20 protein-coding genes are annotated in these 21,466 nt (G+C 53.8%); all 20 read left to right on the top strand.

The window, feature by feature from the left end:
- The first annotated feature begins 6 nt into the window (after positions 1–6).
- The gene (gene mgsA, locus NYE26_RS18925) at positions 7–432 is read left to right on the top strand and encodes a methylglyoxal synthase (RefSeq protein ID WP_036727258.1); all 426 of its coding nucleotides are present in this window, start codon (positions 7–9) and stop codon (positions 430–432) included.
- A complete protein-coding gene (gene bshB1 / locus NYE26_RS18920; RefSeq protein WP_339249300.1) occupies positions 429–1,133 on the top strand; it encodes a bacillithiol biosynthesis deacetylase BshB1 in 705 nt (234 codons plus the stop codon). Before mgsA ends, bshB1 begins: the two co-directional genes overlap by 4 nt.
- Positions 1,134–1,228: 95 nt before the next feature.
- On the top strand, positions 1,229–2,386 hold the full coding sequence (gene bshA, locus NYE26_RS18915; RefSeq protein ID WP_036727254.1) for an N-acetyl-alpha-D-glucosaminyl L-malate synthase BshA: 1,158 nt from the start codon (positions 1,229–1,231) through the stop codon (positions 2,384–2,386).
- A gap of 10 nt (positions 2,387–2,396) precedes the next feature.
- Positions 2,397–3,878: a CCA tRNA nucleotidyltransferase gene (locus tag NYE26_RS18910; RefSeq protein ID WP_339249298.1), complete on the top strand. Its 1,482-nt coding sequence runs from the start codon at positions 2,397–2,399 to the stop codon at positions 3,876–3,878.
- Complete coding sequence (locus NYE26_RS18905) at positions 3,871–4,671, top strand: biotin--[acetyl-CoA-carboxylase] ligase (RefSeq protein WP_339249296.1); 801 nt, start codon at positions 3,871–3,873, stop codon at positions 4,669–4,671. Before NYE26_RS18910 ends, NYE26_RS18905 begins: the two co-directional genes overlap by 8 nt.
- A 1,075-nt stretch (positions 4,672–5,746) precedes the next feature.
- On the top strand, positions 5,747–6,613 hold the full coding sequence (gene panB / locus NYE26_RS18900) for a 3-methyl-2-oxobutanoate hydroxymethyltransferase (RefSeq protein ID WP_339249293.1): 867 nt from the start codon (positions 5,747–5,749) through the stop codon (positions 6,611–6,613).
- 1 nt (position 6,614) lies between these two features.
- On the top strand, positions 6,615–7,505 hold the full coding sequence (gene panC, locus NYE26_RS18895) for a pantoate--beta-alanine ligase (RefSeq protein ID WP_339249291.1): 891 nt from the start codon (positions 6,615–6,617) through the stop codon (positions 7,503–7,505).
- Entirely contained in the window at positions 7,498–7,881 is a 384-nt protein-coding gene (gene panD / locus NYE26_RS18890; protein WP_036727238.1) for an aspartate 1-decarboxylase, read from the top strand. The genes panC and panD overlap by 8 nt, the downstream gene beginning before the upstream one ends.
- Before the next feature lie 114 nt (positions 7,882–7,995).
- The gene (locus tag NYE26_RS18885; RefSeq protein ID WP_036727236.1) at positions 7,996–8,634 is read left to right on the top strand and encodes a hypothetical protein; all 639 of its coding nucleotides are present in this window, start codon (positions 7,996–7,998) and stop codon (positions 8,632–8,634) included.
- Positions 8,635–8,749: 115 nt separating this feature from the next.
- Positions 8,750–11,611, top strand: a complete 2,862-nt coding sequence (gene dinG / locus NYE26_RS18880) for an ATP-dependent DNA helicase DinG (protein ID WP_339249286.1) — start codon at positions 8,750–8,752, stop codon at positions 11,609–11,611.
- 149 nt (positions 11,612–11,760) lie between these two features.
- A complete protein-coding gene (locus tag NYE26_RS18875) occupies positions 11,761–12,411 on the top strand; it encodes a redox-sensing transcriptional repressor Rex (RefSeq protein WP_036698060.1) in 651 nt (216 codons plus the stop codon).
- Positions 12,401–13,702: an amidohydrolase gene (locus NYE26_RS18870; RefSeq protein ID WP_339249283.1), complete on the top strand. Its 1,302-nt coding sequence runs from the start codon at positions 12,401–12,403 to the stop codon at positions 13,700–13,702. Before NYE26_RS18875 ends, NYE26_RS18870 begins: the two co-directional genes overlap by 11 nt.
- 29 nt (positions 13,703–13,731) lie before the next feature.
- Positions 13,732–14,253 (top strand): DUF5590 domain-containing protein, encoded by a 522-nt coding sequence (locus tag NYE26_RS18865; RefSeq protein ID WP_339249280.1) that lies wholly within the window; start codon positions 13,732–13,734, stop codon positions 14,251–14,253.
- A 313-nt stretch (positions 14,254–14,566) separates the two neighbouring features.
- Positions 14,567–14,734 (top strand): aminoglycoside adenylyltransferase domain-containing protein, encoded by a 168-nt coding sequence (locus NYE26_RS18860; protein ID WP_339257537.1) that lies wholly within the window; start codon positions 14,567–14,569, stop codon positions 14,732–14,734.
- Positions 14,735–14,959: 225 nt separating this feature from the next.
- A complete protein-coding gene (locus NYE26_RS18855; RefSeq protein WP_339249277.1) occupies positions 14,960–15,502 on the top strand; it encodes a hypothetical protein in 543 nt (180 codons plus the stop codon).
- Positions 15,495–16,997: an AAA family ATPase gene (locus NYE26_RS18850; protein ID WP_036727224.1), complete on the top strand. Its 1,503-nt coding sequence runs from the start codon at positions 15,495–15,497 to the stop codon at positions 16,995–16,997. Before NYE26_RS18855 ends, NYE26_RS18850 begins: the two co-directional genes overlap by 8 nt.
- 132 nt (positions 16,998–17,129) lie before the next feature.
- Complete coding sequence (locus NYE26_RS18845) at positions 17,130–18,002, top strand: 3-hydroxyacyl-CoA dehydrogenase NAD-binding domain-containing protein (RefSeq protein ID WP_339249273.1); 873 nt, start codon at positions 17,130–17,132, stop codon at positions 18,000–18,002.
- Positions 17,999–19,207 (top strand): acetate kinase, encoded by a 1,209-nt coding sequence (locus NYE26_RS18840; RefSeq protein WP_209869932.1) that lies wholly within the window; start codon positions 17,999–18,001, stop codon positions 19,205–19,207. The genes NYE26_RS18845 and NYE26_RS18840 overlap by 4 nt, the downstream gene beginning before the upstream one ends.
- Before the next feature lie 21 nt (positions 19,208–19,228).
- Positions 19,229–20,524 (top strand): asparagine--tRNA ligase, encoded by a 1,296-nt coding sequence (gene asnS / locus NYE26_RS18835; RefSeq protein WP_339249271.1) that lies wholly within the window; start codon positions 19,229–19,231, stop codon positions 20,522–20,524.
- Positions 20,525–20,548: 24 nt separating this feature from the next.
- Positions 20,549–21,316, top strand: a complete 768-nt coding sequence (locus tag NYE26_RS18830; RefSeq protein WP_339249269.1) for a DnaD domain protein — start codon at positions 20,549–20,551, stop codon at positions 21,314–21,316.
- Positions 21,317–21,466: the final 150 nt, after the last annotated feature.

The raw sequence follows: 21,466 nt of genomic DNA, 5'->3' as shown, positions 1-21,466 counted from the left end.
AACAGAATGTTGAAAATTGCTTTTATCGCACATGACCGCAAAAAAGATGAAATGGTTAATTTCGTAACTGCTTATGAGCATGTCTTTGAAGGGCATAAATTATTCTCCACCGGAACCACGGGCCAGCGTATCATGGAAGTGACCAAGCTCTCCATTCACCGTTACATGTCGGGGCCGCTTGGCGGCGACCAGCAGATCGGCTCGATGGTGGCTACGGATGAGCTGGATTTAATTATTTTCCTGCGTGACCCGCTGATGGCCCAGCCGCATGAACCGGATATTACAGCGCTGCTACGTCTGTGCGATGTGTACGGGATTCCGGTGGCTACGAATATCGCTACAGCAGAAATTCTGGTGAAGGCGATTGACCGGGGAGATTTCGGCTGGCGTGAGCTGGTACATAAATACAAGCCGGGTGTGGACGAGTCATGAAGCTTGACATTCTGGTATTCGGCGCGCATGCAGATGATGCCGAGATCGGCATGGCAGGGACCATTGCCAAGCATACTGCTGCCGGCTTCAAGGTAGGAATGTGCGATCTGACCCGGGCAGAGATGTCCTCGAACGGCACGGTGGAGCTGCGGGAACAGGAAGCACAGCAGGCTGCCGCAGTGCTGGGCGCTGCGGTGCGGAGTAATCTGGGGCTGCCTGACCGTGGCCTGTATATAACAGAGGGCCATTTGGCGGCAGTAACAGCGGAAATCCGCCGCTATGCCCCGTCTATGGTATTTGCCCCTTACTGGGAAGACCGCCATCCTGATCATATTGCCTGCAGTAAGCTGGTGGAGGAAGCGGTATTTAATGCCAAGCTGCGCAAATATATGCCGGACAAGCCCGCTATCCCCGAGCCTGGGTTATATTTCTACTTTATTAATGATCTTGGACGGACGGATCTAATCGTAGATGTGACTGCGCAGTATCCGCTGAAGGAGCAGGCATTGTCCTGCTACCGTTCCCAATTTGGACTCGCTCCGGGTGAAGATGCCGTTGCAACGCCATTGACGGAAGGGTATATTGAGCGAGTCCGTTCCAGAGACATGCTGCTCGGTCAGCGGAGGCTCATTCCTTATGCCGAAGGGTTCGCCGGCAAGGTTCCGTATACCGTAGATTTGTTCAGTGCTGCCCGCAAATAGAGGTTGCCACTCGACAACGCCCGGAAAACAACTATAATTAATTCATATCGTTACTTGAAGTAATAGACTTAAGTTAAAATTGAAGGGGCGGAGCTATGGAGCGGCTAAAGATAGGCATCACTTGTTATCCTTCTCTAGGCGGCTCGGGCGTGGTGGCAACTGAACTGGGCAAACTATTGGCTGAAAAAGGCCATGAGGTTCACTTTATCACACACAGCATCCCGTTTCGGCTGGGAACGTTTCAGAAAAATATCTTTTACCATGAGGTAGAGGTTAACGATTATTATGTATTCCGCTATCCGCCATATGATCTGGCGCTGGCGACCAAGATGGCGCAGGTAGCCAAAATGCAAAATCTGGATCTGTTCCATGTGCATTATGCAGTTCCGCATGCGGTATGTGCTTTTCTGGCCAAGCAGATCCTTGGTAATGATATCAAAGTGGTTACCACGCTGCATGGTACGGATATTACAGTGTTGGGCCAGGATGAATCCCTGAAGGATCTGATCCGGCTGGGCATTAACGAGAGTGATGCGGTGACCGCAGTCTCCCGTGATCTGATCAAGGAGACCCGCAAGGCGCTTGATATTACGCGTGAAATTGATCTGACTTATAATTTCGTAGATAAGCGTGTCTATTATCCCCGGGATGTAACGGATCTGCGCGGCGACTTCGCGGCCCCGGATGAGAAGATTCTGATGCATATCAGCAATTTCCGCCCGGTCAAACGGGTGAGTGATGTGGTGGATGTGTTCGCCAAGGTGAACCGGCAGGTGCCTTCCAAGCTGCTGCTGGTCGGCGAAGGCCCTGACCTGCCGAAGATTCAAGCCAAGATCAGCGAGATGGGCCTCGACGATCATGTCCGTTTCCTGGGTAAGCAGGACGAGATTGCCCAGGTGATCTCGCTGGCGGACCTGCTGCTGCTGCCTTCTGAGAAGGAGAGCTTCGGGCTGGTCGCCCTGGAAGCGATGGCCTGCGGCGTTCCGACCATTGGCTCGCAGGCCGGTGGGATACCGGAGCTGATTCAGCATGGCAAGACTGGATTCCTTGCGCCAGTCGGCGATACGGAATCGATGGCAGAATATGCCGTCCGGCTGCTCTCGGATGAGGCGATGGCTGAGAGCTTCCGGCGCGCATGCCTGGAGCGGTCCTGCAATGATTTCAGCAGAGATATGATCACCAATCAATATGAAGATATTTATTACCGTGTGCTCGGGCGCAAGGTATCCGGATTAGACCCGATTCTGGGGTAAGGAGTACGATATGGAATGGAGAATGGCACCACCCGGCATGGCTGAAGCCGCCGGGACTGTTGTTGCAGGCCTAGTGGCAGGCGGCCATGAAGCTTATTTCGTCGGCGGCTGCCTGCGCGATGAGCTGCTGGGCCGTCCGGTGCATGATATAGACATTACTACCTCCGCACTGCCGGAGGAGGTGATGGCCCTGTTTCCGCGCTGCGTCCCTACCGGACTGGCACATGGCACGATCACTGTGCTGCAGGAAGGCTACAGCCTGGAAGTTACGACCTACCGGACGGAGAGCGGCTATGCCGATCACCGGCGTCCGGAGCATGTCGTATTCGTCAGGGATGTGCGGGAGGATCTCCGCCGCCGTGACTTCACGATCAACGCCATCTGCTGCGGCCTTGACGGCGGGCGGATTGACCCTTTCGGGGGGGAGCGGGATCTCAAGCTCCGCGTGATCCGCTGTGTAGGCGAAGCGGAGGAACGCTTCGAGGAGGATGCGCTGCGGATGCTGCGCTGCGTACGTTTTGCTTCCGTGTTGGATTTCGCGATTGCGAAGAATACCTGGCGCGGTCTGCTGCGCCAGCGTGACAAGCTGGCGCATATTGCTGTGGAGCGGGTGCGCGCCGAGGTGGAGCGCATCCTGGAAGGCCCGCACCCGCAGCGCGGGCTGGGGCTCCTGCTGCGCAGCGGCCTGCTGCCGCGCGGCAAAGCGCCGTTCCCCTGGACCGGCCGGGACCTGGCGGCTGCCGCCGCCCGCCTCGCCGGTCTCGGGAACCTGGAGAGCGCCCGCCTGCGCTGGGCGCTCCTGCTGCATGCCCTGGGATCGTCGGCGCAGTGCGCCGATGAGCTCCTGCGGGCATGGACGTTCCCGGGGGCGACGCGCACTGGCGTCGTCGCCGTGCTCCGCGTCCGCGAAGCCTGGGACGCGGCATTGTCCTCGGCGCGGCCGGAGGCTTCCGGCGCCGGGGAGCGGCTGCGGCGGCGGTGGATCGCCGCCGTGCTGGGCCATGGCCAGTCAGCCGCCGAAGGGTGGCTGACGCTGCTTGAGGCGGCGGGGCCTGACGCCGCGTCCGCTGTTGGCGCAGGTGCGCGCGGCCCTGCCGCAGACGTCCCTGTCACAGCCGCAGTCGCACCCGCCACGGCAGAGGACGTCCCTGCCAGAGATGCTGGCGCACCCGCCAGATCGGCAGGCGTCCCTGCCACGGCTCCAGTCGCACCCGCCAGATCGGCAGGCGTCCCTGACGCGCCTACAATGGCAAGCTCAATCCCCCCTGTAACCACCAGACTCCTGCGGTCCTGGACCGCAGAGATGCCGATCCGTACGCTCGCTGAGCTGGCGGTGAGCGGCCATGAGGTGACAGCGGCGCTGGAGAAGCGTCCCGGCCCGTGGCTGGGCGTATTGCTGAACCAGCTTCTTCTGGCTGTCGCGGCAGGTGACCTTGCCAATGACAACCAATTACTGCTGCAAGCAGCGCAAAGGATGGATAGAGATGAATAGCGGTCATGCGCAGCATTCCGGTGTGTTGAAGCGGGAGGCGTTCGTTCCCGGCTGGGCCAAAGACATTCAGCGGCTGGATACTGTCGGTTCCACACAGGAGGAAGCCAAACTACTCGCCGAGGGCGGCGCCCCGGAAGGAACAACGGTCATGGCCGAAGCGCAGACCGGCGGGCGCGGGCGGATGGGCCGTAAATGGCACTCCCCCCACGGCAAAGGAATCTGGATGAGCCTGGTGCTGCGTCCAGCTCTGCCGCTGGCCTTGACTCCGCAGCTGACGCTGCTCGCCGGAGTGGCTGTCTGCACAGCCATCCGTGAGGTTACCGGGGTGCCGGCCGGCATCAAGTGGCCGAATGACCTGCTGGCCGGCGGCCGCAAAATCTGCGGAATCCTGCTGGAATCCTCGCTTCGTGAAGGCGGGCTGCATTATTGCATCGCCGGTATCGGCATCGCTGCGAATTTGACGGAGGAAGACTACCCGGAGGAGCTGCGCGGGATCGGTACATCGCTGCTGATCGAAGGCGGGGGCATTCCTGTAGACCGCACAAGGCTTGCGGAAGCCGTGCTGGAGGAACTCGAATATTTGTATCATGTATATATGGAGCAAGGCTTCCATCCCGTGAAGGAGCTGTGGGAGTCCATGTCGGTGACACTGGGGCGTCAGGTATACGTGAATACTCCCCAAGGCCGCACCGAAGCCACTGCTGTCGGACTGAGCGATAACGGCGGGCTGCTGCTGCGTAACGAATCGGGTGAGGTAGTGAGCGTACTGTCCGGAGAAATTGAAATGATCTAGTAGACCATCAGAATTGAACAAGTGATTTCATTCCATAAAGGGATGAAGCTACGTTCGTAGCGAAAAAATAGGGATAAGTGTATTCTGTACAACTAAAAACAGTGGAACGGGTAGACTTCCTCTTCTAATTGTAGTCTGTACAACTAAATTTGCTCGGATTGGCGAAAATCCAGAAATAGAGGCATTTTAATTGCAGGAAATACAACTAAACAGAGATTCGGCAGCACATCCGGCGATTTAGTTGTACAAATTACAACTAAGACTACTCCGTGCACCTTAATCAGGGTGAGGTAAACCCTCAGCAAGCCATTAGTTAAAGTATTTCTCATACGTATAGATCTGATGAACTACTAGGTGGCTGGAACTGCCGCATTTTAGAGGATTTTAGAATGTTTAAACAGATAGGGAAAAGTGGCGGAGGGGAATTTTGGAGCTGTAGGAGCGGTAGCGTCCGCCTGAAAGCTTTCCGTAGGAAAGCTCGCATCGTAAGCATAAGCTAGTCACCGGATTTCTACCGCGAACAGCGGTTTAAATCAGGGAATCTGGGGACAACAGCGGCCGGAAGCCCAAAACTTCTCTGGAGTCACAACCATCACATTCTGAAATTATTTTGCAATTTATATAGTTCGAAAATTGTCAACAAGGCCGCTCCTCACGACCACGGGAGCGGCCATGTCATATTTTAAAATATAAGAATTATCTGTTTCACACGATAATTTATCCTTCTATTTCTCGTTGAAACGGTACCGTCCTTTATAAGGACAGCAAAGCTGTTTCCACTTGAGGTGTTTATTTTTGTGTTTTTTTGGTATACTGTCCTCATGAGGCGGCATCGCATGGCGAGCTGTACTCACGCAATTGTATCTTTAACAGGACACCTATTTACCGGATGTACCTTCATAACTGGATGTAACGGTTACGTTGGATTCTGCTCTGAGCCGTAAGGACCGAGACAGAAGGGACGATCGCGAGTGACTCTTTTTTGCCCTTCGGACCTTTTTAGCGGACCATGCTAAAGGGTTTTTTTGTTTGCGCGGATACCGCGTATTTTATGGAAAAGGGGAATGAGAGCGACATGGCAGACAAACACGCACTGAATATTATCAAAATGAAAAAAATGAAAACGGACGGGGTGCCCCTGAGCATGCTGACCGCGTATGACTACCCTTCAGCCTTGCTGGCGGAGGAAGCCGGAATCGACCTGATTCTGGTCGGTGATTCCCTGGGAAATGTCGTGCTTGGTTATGACACCACGCTGCCGGTTACCATAGAGGATATGGTCTACCATACCCGGTCGGTGAAGCGCGGGGCGCCTAATACTTTTATAGTGGCTGATATGCCGTTCATGACCTACCACGGAAGTGTGGATGAGACCTTGCGCGGTGTGCGCAGACTGATGCAGGAAGGCCAGGCCCATGCGGTCAAAATGGAAGGCGGTCTTGAGATCTGCTCCGCAGTGTCGGCTGTAGTAGCAGCCGGAGTTCCGGTGCTCGGCCATATCGGCCTGACCCCGCAGTCGGTCAATATGATCGGCGGCTACCGGATTCAGGGGAAGGATGCCAAGGATGCGCAGCGGCTGATGGACGAAGCGAAGGCACTGGAAGCAGCCGGGGCATTCGGCATTGTACTGGAGCTGGTCACGGAGGAAGTGGCAGAAGCCATCTCCAAGGCTGTCAGCATACCGACCATCGGCATCGGTGCCGGGCGTTACTGTGACGGACAGGTTCTGGTATTCCATGATGTCCTGCGGTATGCCTCACCTTACCGGGAGAAAAAGTTCGTCAAAACCTACGCCGATGTAGGCACTCTAATTCGTGAAGGCATCACCAGCTACGTACAGGAAGTGAAGGACCGCTCGTTCCCTGCGGAAGAGCATGTCTTTAGCGCGGATGAGACCGTTTTGGAATCTTTATACGGCAATGCCGGCAAAGGAGTGAAATAAAATGAGAGTGATCCGAACGATTGCTGAACTGCGCGAAGCGCTCGAATATATGCGTCAAGGGGGCCATGGTCCTATTGGTTTTGTACCTACCATGGGATATCTGCATGAAGGACATGCCAGTCTGCTGCGTAAGGCAGGGGAGAAGAGCGGCACGGTGGTGATGAGTATTTTTGTCAATCCGCTGCAATTTGGCCCGAATGAGGACTTTGCTTCCTATCCGCGGGATGAGCAGCGTGATCTGGCGCTGGCTGAACGTGAAGGTGCGGACCTGGTGTTCATCCCAAGTGTAGAAGAGATGTATCCGCAGCCGATCCGTACAGGCGTATCGGTCTCCTCGCTTACGTCGCAGCTCTGCGGCGCTTCGCGTCCGGGACATTTTGACGGAGTAACTAATGTGGTCAGCAAGCTGTTTCATATCGTGCAGCCGGAATACGCCTTCTTCGGACTGAAGGATGCCCAGCAGGTAGCGGTTCTCCGCCGGATGGTGTCTGACCTTAACATGAACGTGGACATTATCGCCTGTCCCATTGTGCGCGAGGAAGACGGGCTGGCGCTTAGCTCCCGCAATGTCTATCTGAGCAGCGAGGAGCGCAGACAGGCCCTGGTATTGTCTCGTTCCCTGCGCGAGGTGCGCCAGGCTATGGAAGAGGGCAGCATTCGTACCGTAGATGAAGCACGGGCTCTGCTGGTCTCGGTCATTTCTGAATCGCCGCTTGCGGTCATTGATTATGCGGAGATTCTAACCTTCCCTGATCTGGAAGAACTGGAAGGCGGCAGCAGGCTGACGGATGCGGGCGGAGAGGTTATAATGGCTCTGGCCGTGAAGTTCGGCAGAACCCGTCTGATTGATAATAATGTATTTATTCCTAAGGAGGCACACGCTCTTGTTTAGACATATGATGAAATCCAAGATCCACCGGGCAACGGTCACTGAAGCCAATCTCAATTATGTGGGCAGCATTACCATTGATGAAGATCTGATGGAAGCCGCAGACCTGCTGGAGAACGAGAAGGTGCAGATCGTGGACAATAATAACGGTTCCCGTCTGGAGACTTATGTCATTCCAGGTCCGCGCGGCAGCGGCGTCATTTGTCTGAACGGGGCAGCGGCGCGTCTGGTACAGCCTGGCGATACAGTGATTATTATATCCTACGCTGTCATGTCCTCCGAGGAGCTGGCGGCGCACAAGCCGACTGTAGTGTTCGTTGATGCGGGCAACAAGCCGGTGAAGCTGGCGGATCATGAGATTCACGCGACGATTGCCTGAATTCTGAGCTTTGAGCCATGTAATCAATGGCAGGGATGAAGACCCCTGTACTTGCTGATAATGAAGTAAGGCAAGCTTAAGCTGACTTCATTATCAGTAAGGGTGGGATGTCCGGTGTTTCAACATTTATTTGCTGAGATGAACAAGATGCTCCAGGAGATCAAAGCCGACTATCCTACTGCGGAGGGTGCCCGCCGAAGCGATCTTTTATCCAAGTATAATATGCTCCACCGCATCAGTGATAATGTAATGGACGAATGGCTGGTCTTCGCCGAGAAGCTAAGCGAGTTCCGGGAACAGGCGGATTTTCAGGTTCAGCCGGAGGAGCTGCCGGAAGAGGAGGCCCCTGAGCTTGGGATGGATGCTTTTGTCAGGGGCCAGGGCTATTATAAGCTGCTGATGTACCGCAAGTGCATTGAACAGTTCAGGGAGGTTACGGCACAGTATCCAGACAGCCTCGCTGCCCGCCTGTATCTGGCCATGGCTTATCTGCAGGAGGGAGAAGGCGATACCGCCTGGGGACATCTGAATCACATGCTGGGCCTGATCCGTGAGGTGAAGCTGAAGGCGATGATCTATAATGCGCTGGGCTGTATCCGGGCTTCCCAGGAACGCTTCAATGAAGCCAGTGAGCTGTTCAGCCTGTCGTTGCTGCATGATCCTGATCTGCCGGAGCCGAACGTGAATCTGGAGGTGTGCCGCAGACGGGGCGGGAAGCTGGAGTTTGGCCATCAGCTGGTGTCGCTTTTATAATTTATCCTCGGTTTCTTTAGGCGATGCGCCCCACTTCCCGGGGTGTGCATCGCCTTTTTTCGTAACTTCTGTTATGCTGATAAAGAGTCTCAAGTGAAAGGGAATAGAACTTATAATGAAATTTGCCGTGCTTGATTTTGAAACTACGGGAACCCAATCTGTGGGAGAGATCATCCAGGTTGGCCTTGCCATTATAGAAGAAGACGGGCAGATCTCCCGGGTGTACGGTTCCTATGTCAAGCCCGGAGCGCCAATTCCTCCTTTTATTACGGGCCTGACCGGAATTACAGACAGCGATGTACAGGATGCGCCGGAGCTCGATGAGATGATGATGGAGCTGGTGCCGCTGCTGGATGATGTAGTCCTCGTCGGACACAATGTCGCGTTTGATTTTCATTTTTTGCAGAATGCGCTGGACCGCTGCGGCTACCTGCCGTTTCAGGGGCGGATTCTGGATACGATCGATTTTCTCAAAATATGCTTTCCCTCGCTGAGCACCTATCAGCTTGGCGCGGTAAGCAGCCACTTCGGCATTACGCATGACCGTCCCCATCAGGCGGACAGTGATGCGCTTGCCACGGCTATTGTGCTGCTCAAATGTCTGGAAGAGCTGCAGAGTCTGCCGCTCTTGACGATTCAGCGGCTGAATGAGCTGTTCGCGGACGAAGACAGTGATTTGGCCTGGTATTTCGACGGTCTGCTGCGGGAGCGGGAGATGGAGACCTTTCAGCCGGAAGGTGAGCTGAGCTTCTACCGCCAGCTTGCGCTGGCTGTTGGGGACTGGGCAGAGCTGGCTACGCCACGGGAGGAAGGAAGCGTCAATCCGCTGGAGAATATTACCTTTGAAGAATATATGGATGAGGTAACCAAGCGGCTGAAGGCTGTTCTTCCCCAGTATGAGAGCCGAGAAGCCCAGGAGCTGATGATCCATGAGGTCATTACAGCGCTTGAGCAGGACAAGCATCTGCTGATTGAAGCGGGAACAGGCACCGGCAAATCGCTGGGTTATCTGCTTCCGGCCATCTACCATAGTGTGAAAAGTGATCAGAAGGTGATGGTCAGCACGCATACCATTAACCTTCAGGACCAGCTGCGGGAGCGGGATATTCCGCTCTTAACCAGCGTTGTGCCGTTCCCGTTCAAGGCCTCCATCTTTAAGGGAAGAGGGCACTATTTGTGTCTGCGCAAGTTCGAACATCGAATGAACAAAAAGGACTTTACGAGTCCAAGGGAAGAAGCGCTCACCGCTGCGCAAATGCTCGTTTGGCTGACTCAGACGACGACCGGCGATGATGAGGAGCTTAACTTAAGCGGACGGGGCGGCGATTTCTGGGAGACTGTAGCCAGTGATACTGACTCCTGCCTGGGACGCGCCTGTCCCTGGTTCCGCAAATGCTATTACCACCGGGCCAAGCATGAAGCCGGGATCTCCGATGTGGTAGTCACCAATCACTCCAAGCTGTTCGCAGATGTCAAAGCCGGGCATCAGCTTCTTCCGGCTTACGACCATCTTGTAATTGATGAAGCCCATCATCTGGAGGATATTGCCGGCAAGCATCTTGGCATGCAGATGAAATATTTCACATTCGCCCATACCCTCACCCGACTCTATAAGGATAGCCGGAGCGGGCAGCTGCCTGCCCTCCGCCAGAGTCTGCAGTCTTCGGGCAGTGAGCAGGCTTCCGAATGGAGCGGCGTGATCGACCGGATCTATCCCGATCTGCTGACGGTGAAGGAGTCCTGGGATGCGCTCAGCGACCGGCTCTTCAGCCTGCTGCCTGAGCGCAGCGATGCCGGGGCCGGTGAAGCAGGTCAGCTGGTGGCACGCCTGCAGCCGGGCAAGAAGCCGAAGGATTGGGAGGAGCTGGCTGCCCTTGAGAATACACTGAACCTCAGTCTGAGCGATATCATCCGCAAGGGCGACAAAATGCTCAGTGAGATGCGTGACACGGACAGCCAATCCTCCTCAGACAGTCTTGTGACCGATATCGGCGGGTTATTCAAGGATCTGGCATCCATTAGAGAGCAGATCCGCTTCTTCATGAGTCTGAACGATGAGAATATCGTGTATTGGCTGGAGGGAAGCGGTAATTATAAGGGCAAGTCACTGCAAATGTATGCTGTTCCTGTAGATGTCAGCACCCAGCTCAGGGAGCTGTTCTTCGATAAGAAGAAGAGCATTATCCTGACCTCGGCCACCTTATCCGTGGATAAATCCTTCCAGTTCATGATTGATAACCTGGGTCTTGGCGAGGCTGCAGAGCAGCGGCGTCTGATGACAACACTGCTTCCGTCGCCATTCAAGTATCGTGAGCAGGCTCTCCTGGTCATTCCCCGGGACTTCCCGAGCGTCAAGGGGAGTATTGGGGATGCCCGCTTCGTGGACACCCTCGTGCACTCCCTTGCCGAGACAGCTGTAACAACACGGGGGCGGATGCTGGTGCTGTTCACCTCCTACAAGATGCTGCGCCAGGTGTATGAACCGCTGAAGGAGGCACTTGCCTCACAGGATATCGCGGTACTCGGACAAGGTGTGGAAGGCGGCAGCCGGAGCAAGCTGATCCGCCGCTTCCAGGACAGCCCGGCTTCGGTCTTGCTGGGTACCAGCAGCTTCTGGGAAGGGGTGGATATCCCTGGAGAAGCATTGACCTGCCTGGCGATTGTCAGACTGCCGTTCCAGCCGCCGAATCACCCGCTGGCAGAAGCGAAGTCAGAGCTGCTTCAGGCACAGAAGAAGAATCCGTTCATGAAGCTGTCCGTGCCGCAGGCTGTCATCCGCTTCAAGCAGGGCTTCGGGCGGCTGGTCCGCACGGCGCAGGACCGGGGCATCGTAATTGTGTACGATACCAGAGTGATTGAATCGCATTACGGAAAGTACTTTCTGTACTCGCTCCCCGGTCCCAAGATGGAGCATATGCTCACCGAGCAGATGGTCCCGAGAATTGCCGAATGGCTGGATGACGGCGGGGTTTCCTAATTCATCTGCTATTGCTATTATTAATAAGTCATGATTATCCTGAAGATCCGTTCCCGCCTGTCCTGCCACTCCGGCAGGCGGCGGGGCACGGTTGCTATAATTGTACGGAATGAAGTGTAGGCTAACAAAACTTTTAAGGAGGAGAATACATGAAATCGGATAAAATATCGGAGGCCGTCGTGCGCAGGCTCCCAGTGTACCTGCGTTTCCTGAACGATCTCCAAAAACGTGAAATCTCCACAGTCTCTTCTCAGGAGCTGGGCCAGAAGCTTGACCTAAATCCCGCCCAGATCCGTAAGGATTTGGCTTATTTTGGTGATTTTGGCAGAAAAGGCATCGGCTATGATGTATCTTATCTGATTGAGAAGATCCGCCATATCCTGAAGCTTGACCAGCAAATTAATGTTGCACTGGTTGGAGCCGGTAACCTCGGTCATGCCTTGTCTAACTACAACGCTTACTTGAAGGATACGATGAAGATTACTGCCATCTTCGATGCCTACCCGCCGAAGGTGGGCCAGCAGATCAACTCGCTGGTTGTGCAGCCGATGGAGGAGCTAAGCAGTACCATCCGCTCGCAGGGCATCCGGATCGGGATTATTACCGTGCCTGACAGCGAAGCCCAGAACGTAGCTGATATTCTTGTGGATTCCGGTATCGAAGCGATTCTGAACTTCGCACCGGTTATTCTCAAGACGCCTGCCAATATCCGGATTCATGCCGCAGATTTCACCACAGATCTGCAGAGCTTGGCCTATTATTTGCATGATGGAAAGGATGAGGCTGAAGATGAGCAGTAAGATCACGATAATCAAGAATGGGCACTTCCTGGTTCCGGGCAGTGACAAGCCGGTACTGAGCGGGTACATGACCCTGGAGAATGATTTGATTACTTACATAGGTGAAGCTGAGCCGGTAGTGGAGGATGGCGCACAGGTCGTAGACGGCAGCCGTCTGCTGTTCATGCCTGGTCTGGTAAATACCCATGGTCATACTGCAATGTCACTGCTGCGCGGGTACGGTGACGATATGGTGCTTCAGACTTGGCTGCAGGAGAAGATGTGGCCGATGGAAGAGAAATTCACTGGTGATGATGTATATTGGGGAACCTCGTTGTCCGTGCTGGAGATGCTGAAGGGCGGCACAACCACCTTCCTCGATATGTATGATCATATGGACCGGGTAGCGGAAGTAACGGAGCAGTCCGGTATTCGTGCTGTGCTGATGCGCGGCGTAATTGGGCTGTGCCCGGAAGAGGTACAGCAAGCGAAGCTTGCTGAGGCGATTGCTTTTGCCCGTAACTGGCACGGCAAGGCTGACGGCAGAATTACGACCATGCTCTCACCGCACGCCCCGTACACCTGTCCTCCAGAGTTTTTCATGAAGTTTGTGCAGGCTGCCCATGATCTGGACTTGCCAATGCACACCCATATGTCCGAGACGCGCCATGAAGTGGAACAGAACGTGGCCGACTACGGCCTGCGTCCGGTCGCGCATCTGGAGAAGCTCGGGATGTTCACCCGTCCTTCGCTCATTGCCCACGGGGTTCATCTGAACGATGAAGAGATCGGTATCCTGGCCCGCCATAACGTTGGCGTGTCGCATAACCCCGGCAGTAACCTGAAGCTGGCCAGCGGGGTAGCCCGTGTTCCTGAGCTGCTGAGAGCCGGGGTTAAGGTCTCTCTGGGGACAGACGGTGCGGCGAGCAACAACAATCTGGATATGTTCGAAGAGATGCGGCTGGTGGCTCTGATCCACAAGGGCGTAAGCGGTGATCCTACAGCGGTACCGGCTCCTGAGGCGCTTCTGATGGCTACGGAGTATGGGGCGCAGTCTATTTTCCTAAGCGGGGTGGGCCGGCTTGCAGCAGGAATGAAGGCCGACTTCATCGCACTTGATATTGACCAGCCTCATCTGCTGCCGCATACCGATCTGCTCTCCCATGCCGTATATTCGGCAAGTGCCAAGGATGTGGAGCATGTATGGGTGAACGGCCAGCAGGTTGTGAAGCATGGACAATGCCTGACACTTGATGAAGAAGCCATCCGCCGCAAAGCACAGGAGACGTTCGAGAGCCTGCTTAAACGGTAATTCAAGGGAACGGGAAAGGAAGCAGCGTGGTGAAGAAGAAGAGGAGAAAATGGATCTGGCTGGGGATTACCGTGGTGCTGCTCCTTCTGTTCGGACTTAGCCAGTTCTATGCCTACATTATGAAGGACCAGTGGAACGAGCGGAGTGAGGCCAAGGAGCTGGCCCGGGCGCGTGCCGGACTAACAGAGGTAACCAAGGCCCAGAAATCTGTATGGAATGAGAATGAGATCTACTGGGTGCTGACCGGTAAAAATGAATCAGGGACCGAGCTGATGGTGTGGGTCCGTTTCACCTTGGAGGGCAAGCCTGCCGGAGGCGACAATGACCTGTATGCTGAGGAACTGAGCAATGGCACCTCAGAAGAGAAAATGCGCGGAATCATAGCCGCCCAGCTGCCGGACATTACGATCGAACGGCTGCTGCCCGGTGTATACAACGGGGAATATGCCTGGCAGCTATTTTACAAAAAAGACGGGCGATTCTATTATAACTTTTACCGCTTCAAGGATGGCAGCGCCATCGGTGAGGGGTACAGCCTGCCGAACCGTTAAGCTAAGCGGTGAGCGGCAGAATAAAAACGGGGGGACAGATTATCTGTTCCTCCGTTTTTTTATCCATCATGTTGAAAAGTTTGAGATACATCAATTGATATACGGAGTGTATACCTCGTCTGCTAGCGCTAACCTACATATATGTCGAGGAAGATGAAATAGGAAATTTTAGCACATTTGGATAAGATTAAAGCGAAATTGATCTGCTGATCGTCATTCGGAAGCGCATTTAGAGCGGTACAGAACTGATGAGAATTATGTGTGCGGCGGCTTTGAGGATGCTGATCTGGCGGCGGATTTTGCATATTAAGAAATCACCGGGGAGTGGGGGCTGCAGCAGTTGCCGGAAGTCTATCACGGCTTGCTTAGACAGTGTCTGAAGGAATATTGCGGTGCGGCAGTCGCCGAAGGCTATGAACCGCGCGAATTAACTGATTTTGCAGAATATATGATGGCTGAAATCAAGCGTAATCTGGAGTAACAGTTGGCCGGTCTAAAATGATTATCTATTGAAACATCCAGAAATTAGTATCAAAAATTTTAAATATATTCACAACTTAATGTAAAATCGTATATACACCTATGATATACTACTACTTGTACTAAGACATGCTTAAGAGCATGTCAGTCTCGGATGGGCGCTAGACACGCTGGCTGGTCTTTATTATAGAGTTATGCTCGGTCATTATTGAGAGGAGGACGTTTCTTGAAACTGCGTCTTATGCCTGTACTGCTAACGTCTCTGCTGTCTGCTGCATTATTGTTTGGTGGCTGGTATTCCTACCGTCAATTCGTGGTACAGGAGCCGCTGCAGAAGCTGGTATCATCCTACGAGGGAGTGAAGGATTCCCATATTACTATTAAACGCAATGAGGTCACTTTGAAACTGGATTTGCAGCCGGGCACGAAATTACGTGAACTGGTACAGTATGTATCAAGAGAAGGCAGCACTGCTATTGACGGACGGACCCTGAAGCTGGATGTGGAACAGAAGCCGAGTGAACTGCTGGATGAGTATTGGGATAAAGCGATGTTCTCTGTAGCAGAAGCGATGGAGAGCCGGAAGTATACATTGATACCAGCTAAGCTGGACGGATTGAAGGAGCAGGAGAGCAAGTACAGTGGGGTTACAGCTACCACAGAGATTGACGACAATAATGTATATGTAAGCCTGAGCAACGGCAAAGAGAGCAAATTTATCATTCTGCCGCGTGCAGCAGCCAAGATGGGAGTGTGGAACAATGCCTAAGTACTGGAAAGAGGTTGTAGCCGGATTCGTTCCGGTCATGCTGATTTTTATGGCTTTTGTGGGGATCAATATCTTCCCTGTAATCATAGCGCTGGGCATGGTTGCCGCGCTCCTGTTCATTGCCCATGCCCGCGGCGGACTGACGGTTAATGCAGGTGCAGATAAGAAGCGCAAGAAGAACGGCCCCTCTAAGCTGACCTTTGAAGAGATCGGCGGACAGGACAATGCCAAGCAGGAGCTGCGTGAAGCGCTGGACTTCCTGATCCGGCATGAAGAAATCAGCAAGTTCGGGATTCGCCCGCTCAAGGGAATTCTGCTTACAGGTCCTCCTGGAACAGGAAAGACGCTGATGGCCAAGGCTGCGGCGCATTATACGGGCTCCGTGTTTGTAGCTGCCTCGGGTAGTGAATTCGTTGAGATGTATGTCGGTGTGGGTGCGGGACGCGTACGCGATTTGTTCAAGGATGCCCGCACACGCGCACTCAAGGAGAATAAGCAAAGCGCCATTATTTTCATTGATGAAATCGACGTCATCGGCGGGAAGCGCGAAGGCGGACAACAGCGCGAATATGATCAGACCCTCAATCAGCTGCTGACGGAGATGGACGGAATTTATAACAACGATACCCCGCGCATCCTGCTGGTAGCCGCAACGAACCGCAAGGAGATGCTTGATTCTGCGCTGCTGCGCCCGGGGCGTTTTGACCGCCATATTCAGGTGGATATGCCTGACAAGAAGGGCCGCAAGTCGATTCTCGACCTGCATGCCAAGAACAAGCCGCTGCATGATACCGTGGATCTGGATAAAATCGCCGAAGAAGCTTACGGCTTCTCGGGTGCTCAGCTGGAGAGCGTGATGAACGAAGCTGCGATCTACATGATGCGCGAGAATCTGACCCTGGTAGAGCAGCGTCATCTGTCGATGGCGATCGACAAGGTCATGATGGGTGAGAAGACCGACCGGGAGACCAACCATGAAGAGAAGAAGCGGGTAGCGATCCATGAGCTTGGACATGCTATTATGGCTGAGCTGCTGCGCCCCGGAAGCGTTAGCCAGGTCACACTGACCCCGCGCGGTCAGGCTCTAGGGTATGTCCGGCATAATCCGCAGACCGAGCAGTATCTGTACACGAAGGATTACCTGGAGAACCAGATCATGATTGCTCTTGGAGGAGCGGCTGCCGAAGAGATGTATTACGGCGGACGCAGTACCGGTTCCCGTGGAGACTTCGATCAGGCGCTGAATATCGTTGAGACCATGATGAAGTCAGGGCTCACTTCGCTGGGTATTGCGAATCTGCAAATGGTTACCACCGAAGAATTAATGAAGGAAAACAGTAAGATACTGGATGATCTTATGATCCGCACAAATGACCTGCTGGACAAGCAGAGAAATATATTTGATTACTCCCTTGACATTTTAATGAAGGAAGAAGTCCTCTCCGGAGAGCAATTTCGTTGTCAATTTCGTGACAGTGTCCTTTTACCGGCATAATTTTTTATGCCGGTTATTTTTTTTTACTTTTCAGACATGCTAAGATATCATTATATGTCGGGCTACTTATTTTTTTCGACAGACAAGGTACAATACAGAAGTATAGATACCTGAAAGGATGGAGACTTTTACATGAATTTTAAGAAGATCGGTGTCATCGGCGGAGGCACAATGGGACAAGGGATTGCCGAAATGCTGGCAGCCAAGGGCCTGGATGTCATGCTGGTGGAAAAAACTGCAGAACGGCTGAACTACTCCTATGAAATGATCGAGACCAGTCTCGACAAGCAGCTGGAGAAATGGGCGATTACCCAGGCGGAGAAGAAGCTGATCCTGGGCCGTATCCAGAAGGTTACACACTTCGCTGAACTGAGCTCCTGCGATATGGTCATTGAGACCATCGTTGAAGATCTGGAAGCCAAGCAAAAGGTATTCAATCAGCTCGATCAGGTGTGTCCGAGCCACATTATTCTTGCCAGCAATACGTCAACGCTTAGCTTGACTGAGCTTGCAAGCTCTACAATGTATCCGGAACGCGTTATCGGCATGCACTTCATACACCCTGTAGGTAAAGTGGATCTGGTTGAAATCGTGCGCGGTCTGAAAACCTCGGACAGCACATTTGAAGATACCAAAGCCTTTGTCGATGAGATTGTTGAGAAAAAAGGCGTTATGATCTACGAATCCCCCGGATTTGTATCTTCACGCCTCATTTGCCTGTTCATTAACGAGGCTATGCATGTGCTCCAGGAAGGGGTTGCCTCTCCTGAAGATATTGATGACGCTATGCGCATCGGCTACCAGTTCCAGAACGGGCCGCTTGAAATGGCAGACCGCTTCGGTCTGGATTCCGTTCTTGCCGCACTGGAGAACATGTTCCGTGAATACGGCGAGCTCAAGTACCGTCCTTCGACCATTCTCAAGAAGATGGTGCGTGCAGGACAACTGGGTGCGAAATCGGGCGAAGGCTTCTTCAAGTATGACAAGGATGGTGACCGGATATGAAAGTATTAGTAATTAACGCAGGCAGTTCTTCTTTGAAATATCAGCTCTATGACATGACGGATGAATCCGTACTTGCCAAAGGTCTGGTTGAGCGTATCGGTATGGATTCCTCCATTCTGACCCACAAACCAACCGGCAAACAGGAAGTTACCGAGGTTAGCGAAATTCTGGAGCACACTACAGCGATCCGCAAGGTTCTGGCGAATCTGACTGACAAGGAACACGGAGTCATTGCATCCATTAACGAGATTAATGCTGTAGGCCACCGCGTAGTACACGGAGGAGAGAGCTTTAAGGAATCCGCACTTGTTACTACGGAAGCCAAGTCCGAAATCCGCCGTCTGTTCGACCTGGCTCCGCTGCATAACCCTGCCGCGCTGCTTGGTATTCTGGCTGCTGAGAGCAATATGCCGGGTGTGCCGCAGACCGTTATTTTCGACACGGCCTTCCACTCCACAATGCCTGAGAAAGCATATTTGTATGCTATTCCAAGAGTACTGTACAGCAAATACAAGATCCGCCGTTACGGCTTCCATGGGACTTCCCATGATTATGTAAGTAAAGCTGCGGCTGAGTTTGTCGGACGTCCGCTGGAAGAGCTGAAGATCATTACCTGCCACATCGGTAACGGTGCCAGCCTCACGGCTATAGACGGCGGTATCTCTGTAGATACTTCGATGGGGATGACTCCGCTTGAAGGTCTGATGATGGGTACACGCAGCGGTGACATCGACCCTGCTATTGTTCCTTACGTCATGAACAAGGAAGAATTGACTCATGGTGAAGTCAACTCTATGCTTAATAAGCACAGCGGTATGCTGGCGATCTCCGGGATCAGCAGCGACATGCGGGAGATTATCGAAGGATACGAGAAGGGCGAGCCGAATGCTTCGCTGGCCTTCGAAATGTACGAATACCGTCTCCGCAAATACATCGGGGCTTACACCGCAGCACTTAACGGTGCAGACGTTATCGTCTTCACTGCCGGTGTAGGGGAGAATGCGTCGTTGCTTCGCGAGAAGGTCCTGCGCAACCTGTCCTATCTGGGTATTGAGCTGGACGCTGAAGCCAACAAGGTTCGTTCGGGTGATCCGCGCCGTATCTCTACTGCAAGCTCCAAGGTACAGGTACTTGTGGTTCCAACGAACGAAGAGCTGGTGATTGCACGCGATACCTATCGTATTGTGCAAGGAATTAACAGCTAAATTAGAGGAGAGATTACAGGCATGGCTAACAAGAGTGTAATCAAGAACGTGAATGAGCATGTCGGAGAGACTGTTGTCATCGGATGTTGGGTGAACAACAAACGCTCCAGCGGTAAAATTCAGTTCCTGCAGCTTCGCGACGGTACCGGTTATATCCAGGGGGTTGTGGTGAAATCAGAGGTCCCTGAGCAGGTCTGGGATGATGCCAAGAGCCTTACCCAGGAAAGCTCCCTGTATGTGACTGGAATCATCCGTGAGGAGCCCCGCAGCCAGTCAGGCTACGAGCTGACGGTTACGGGAATTGAGGTCCTGCATATTACCGAGAATTACCCGATTACACCCAAGGAGCATGGCGTCGATTTCCTGATGGATCACCGTCATCTCTGGCTGCGTTCCTCCAAGCAGCGGGCGGTCATGGTCATTCGTGCGGAGATTATCCGCGCGGTTCAGCAGTTCTTCAATGAGCGCGGCTTCACGAAGGTGGACCCGCCGATTCTGACCCCAACGTCAGCAGAAGGCACGACCAACCTGTTCCACACCAAGTATTTTGATGAAGACGCCTATCTGACCCAAAGCGGGCAGCTGTATATGGAAGCCGCAGCCATGGCGCTGGGACGCGTCTATTCGTTCGGCCCTACCTTCCGTGCAGAGAAATCCAAGACCCGCCGCCACCTGATCGAGTTCTGGATGATTGAGCCGGAAATGGCCTTCACCGATCATGAAGAGAGCTTATGCGTGCAGGAGGATTTCATCAGCTTTGTCGTGCAGTCCGTGCTTACGAATTGCCGCGCCGAGCTGGAAGCAGTGGGCCGCGATGTCTCGAAGCTTGAGAACATCAAAGCACCATTCCCGCGTATCAGCTATGACGATGCGATTAAGTTCCTGAACGAAAAAGGCTACGAAATTGCCTGGGGCGATGATTTCGGGGCTCCTCATGAAACGGCGATTGCCGAGATGAGCGACAGACCGGTCTTCATTACCCACTATCCGGCTTCCTTCAAGGCTTTCTATATGAAGCCGCATCCTGATCGTCCGGAAGTGGTGCTGTGTGCGGATATGATCGCTCCTGAAGGCTACGGCGAGATCATCGGCGGATCACAGCGTATTGATGATCCGGCGCTGCTGGAAGCCCGCTTCAAGGAACATAACCTGTCGATGGACACCTACAAATGGTACATGGATCTGCGCACCTACGGCACGGTTCCACACTCCGGCTTCGGTCTGGGGCTGGAGCGTACAGTAGCCTGGATCTGCGGTCTGGACCATGTTCGTGAGACGATTGCCTTCCCTCGTACACTGTACCGTCTTTACCCTTAAAGAATAGGGAAAGGGGGCTTAAGTATGGACGGAAAAGGTTGGAATACCTGGGGCGAGGGCGTAGCCTTCGGCCTGGAGAACGGAATGGCCGTCATTCCTTATGCACTCCTGAAATATTACCGGAAGCTGAATCTGACCGGCAGTGAATCCATGCTGCTGATTCACCTGCTCTCCTTCAGACAGGTAGAGGGGATTGATTTCCCTTCCCTGGAGGAGCTGCAGGCAGTAACCGGGCGCAGTATTCCGGTGATTGCCGGAGAGCTGCAGAAGCTCATGAAGGAGGGGTTCATCAGCATCGACGGAGATAACGACGAGCTGAGGGACATCCATTATGAGCGCTATAACTTCTCCGGCCTGTACGCGAAGCTGGGAGCTTATCTGGCAGAACTCTCGCGGGAGAATGCCCAGGAGAAGCCCGGCCAGAGCGGGCGGGAGCCGGGGGCACGGGCAGTGGCTCATCACTCCGGGGCTACCGCACCGGACGGCGGCTATGGCCGCCCGGCTGTGCCGGGTGACAAGGAGTCAGAAGACGGACGGAGTCTGTTCAGCATTTTCGAGAAGGAATTCGGGCGTCCGCTGTCCCCCATGGAATGTGAATCTATTTCCGGTTGGGTGGATGAAGACCGCTATCCCGAGGAGCTGATTCTGCTCGCGCTGAAGGAGTCGGTCTTTGCAGGAAAGGTTCATTTCCGTTACATTGACCGCATTCTGCTGGAATGGGCCCGCAACCGGGTGAAGAATGCCCAGGATGTCAAAGCCTATTCCCAGAAATTTCGGGGCGGAGGCAGATGAGCGGAGCGAGTTAGTGATATACGCCGGTCCAGGGCAAGTCCCGGCCGGTTAAGGTGTCCCTTAAGTCATGTATGTGGCTTAAGGGGCACTTTTTTTTACTTTTGTTGCTAATGAGTTGGCCGAGAGTGGGCGGGGAGCGGGGGTGAGGGG

Source organism: Paenibacillus sp. FSL P2-0136 (assembly GCF_037975325.1).
Taxonomy (GTDB): domain Bacteria; phylum Bacillota; class Bacilli; order Paenibacillales; family Paenibacillaceae; genus Paenibacillus_AQ; species Paenibacillus_AQ silagei.
The sequence above is the reverse complement of the archived record's forward strand: the minus strand, read 5'-3'. Positions and strand labels throughout refer to the sequence as shown.